The 2,630-nt window shown below is 58.8% G+C and carries 2 protein-coding genes and 1 pseudogene; 1 reads left to right on the top strand and 2 read right to left on the bottom strand.

All coding sequences use genetic code 11. The features are described 5' to 3' along the window. Positions 1 to 406 (top strand): annotated as a pseudogene (locus tag ENZ74_RS28425) (coproporphyrinogen III oxidase); the annotation flags it as partial. Between the two features lie 234 nt (positions 407 to 640). Here the strand turns inward: ENZ74_RS28425 and ENZ74_RS28420 are convergent. Both ENZ74_RS28420 and ENZ74_RS28415 read right to left on the bottom strand, forming a co-directional pair. After that, entirely contained in the window at positions 641 to 2,284 is a 1,644-nt protein-coding gene (locus ENZ74_RS28420) for an MFS transporter (RefSeq protein WP_063169257.1), read from the bottom strand. Positions 2,285 to 2,457: 173 nt separating this feature from the next. Further along, a partial coding sequence (locus ENZ74_RS28415) for a 3-oxoacyl-[acyl-carrier-protein] synthase III C-terminal domain-containing protein (RefSeq protein WP_281059742.1) occupies positions 2,458 to 2,630 on the bottom strand: 173 nt, incomplete at its 5' end.

The raw sequence follows: 2,630 nt of genomic DNA, 5'->3' as shown, positions 1-2,630 counted from the left end.
GATACTCGGCCGATACTTGCAAAACGTGATCGGCTTCGGCGCGTCGGCTATTGGCCGAGTCCGCGAGGGGTATGTTCAGAACGAAGTAACACGGGATTCTTACGCCCGGCACATCGCAAGTGGACGTCTGGCGACATCAAAGGGTCACCGTCTGACCGACGATGACCGGGTGCGCGCAGCGATCATCGAGCGACTGATGTGCGATTTGGAGGCCGACGTGCCGACCATCTGTGCCGCCCACGAAATCGAACCAGCTCGTTTTCTCGATTCAGTTGAGAGTTTGGTGACGCTGGCTGAGGAGGGGATCCTGGACGTCGAAAACGGCTTCATCCGCGTGCGGCCGGAGCACCGCTTTGTTGTTCGCGCCGTTGCTGCTGCATTCGATGCTTTTCTCGCGAATCGATGAGTTGAGGCCACGACGCCGAAAGGCATCAGACCTTGTTTGGCGCTCGTCGGCATGGGCTCTCGCAGAAGACTCCGCAAGCGTATGCAGGGGACTTCCACTTGACGCCGCGTTCACCATCATCTCGCCTGGGTGCGCGCGAAAGCGCACAACCCGGAGCACGCTGCTCTCGGTGTGAGGCTGTGCTCTGCAAAGCACCGGTGATCCACCCTGTCCCTGGACAGCAGCTTGATGGCGTCATCTTGGAGGACGAGAAAAGATTGTCGAGGTACGGGTACGAATTGCCTCGGTCGTCCGTTCAATCGAAAGCACTGTCTGCGGAGGCACCTCTCCTTCATGCAGTGACAGGAGATGCTGGGCGACTTCCTTATCTGCTGCGGTGAGTCGATGATTTAGGCGGAGAAAGTCCATCCAGGTGGGGGTGCGGAATGTCTCCGTCCAAAGTGACGGTGTTTGCAGATTTCGCTGGAGCGTCCAGTTTCGTGCACCGGCACGGCTCTGGACGTGTCGCCGCGTGCGCATGGAGCCCAGAAAGGCCTCGATATTTTCCTCCGATATCAAATACTCGACCTTGGCCACGATAGGGCCACTTCTGGGTTTCAGATCGAGAGCCACGTCCGGCGGATGAAAAACTGAACTTTCTTGATCGGTTTCTTCCCAGGGACGGACCGGCAACACGATCCCCGCTGCTGCAACCAGCAACAGAGCGCCTGCGGCGCCCTCCAATGCTGAGGTCAAGGAATAGTTTTGCGCGACAGAACCCCAGATCCAGCTGCCAGCAGCCATACCGCCTGCGCTCAAGGCGTAGTAAATGGAGAGCGTGCGGCCTACAACCCACCTTGGGCTTGCCAACTGCACCGACACGTCAATGCCCGTCCAGGTGATAAGCCAACCCGCTCCGCCGAGCGCCAGCGAAATGGCCGCCACAGGAAGCGACGATGTAAGGGCAAGGGAGAGGCAACAGACTGCACAAGCCACAGAGGCGAAGGCCACCAGCCTGTTTTGAGACGTGACCTTCCTCAAGAAGCCGTTGCCCATACCCGCGATGAAAGCACCCATGCCGAAGCCGGCCAATAAGATACCGTAGACAATTGGCCCACTCTTCAACTGATCCCGGACGACGAGGGGGAGCAACGCCAGAATGGAGATGCTTGCCAACCCGAAAAGAGCGGCTCGGGCGGTCGCTGCCCTGATCTCCAAAGACATCGCCGTAAAGCGCACTCCGTCATGAATTGCCGTCGTCATTCTCTCACGAGGGAGAGGCGAAGAGCGGACCTCCCATTTGGTGCGCCATATCGCGCTTATGGGCGCCAGATCACTCACCGCAGCCAAGGCGAAAGCGGCCAGCGGCCCAAAGACGGCCAGGATCACGCCCCCCAAGGCTGGACCAACGCTGCGCACAATGTTGTATCCGACGGACATAAGCGTCACTGCGGCCGGAATGTCGCGTTTGTGAAGGATATCGCCGACCGAAGCGTGCCAAGCCGGATCATTCAAGGCAAAGCCGCAGCCGGCCAGGAAACCTAACCCGAGAATCAGCCAAGGACTGACAAATCCCAGACCCACAGAAATCATCAGCGTCGTCGACGCCGATGCTATCAGGCAGTGTCCCGCAAACATCACCCACCGGCGGCTGAAGTTGTCGGCAATGGCTCCGGCGAAAACTGAGAGGAAGAACACCGGCAATGTGGATGCGGCCTGGACGAGTGCCACCATGAGGTCGGACGCTGAAATCGTTGCCATAAGCCAACTGATGGCGACCGTTTGCACTAGCCAACCGAGGCTGGAAATCTGGGTGGCCGCCCAAATTGAGCGAAACACCTTGTTTCGAAATGGGGCGAGCGTCTTTGAAACGGGCGGTTGGGGATTTTCGCTCTGCATGAGGTATTGCTGGCCTTCGATGAGCGCTGCGATTTGAGCAAGCGGGTCGATACTTAGACATCGCGGAGCACCGCACGGACCCCAGCTCTATGGAGCTTGCCGGCGACTATTTGCGTATTGAGCCATTCTCATAGTCTCATTCATGAGCAGTCCTGTGCGCAAGCATTGCTTTGCTAAATTCCCACCACAAGCGCGCCGCCGCTGAGACCCGCACCCGCTGCCGCCAAGAGGACTTTCTCGCCAGGCCGAAACGGCTGCGCCCGATGGGCCAGCGACAATGAGAGCGGGATCGTCGCGGCGGAAGAGTTGCCATATTCGGCGATCGTCTTGACGATCGAGTGATCAG

The organism is Mesorhizobium sp. M7A.F.Ca.CA.002.15.2.1, assembly GCF_003998715.1.
GTDB classification, from domain to species: Bacteria; Pseudomonadota; Alphaproteobacteria; order Rhizobiales; family Rhizobiaceae; genus Mesorhizobium; species Mesorhizobium ciceri.
Note: the sequence above shows the minus strand (reverse complement) of the source record. Positions and strands in the feature narration are given on the sequence as shown.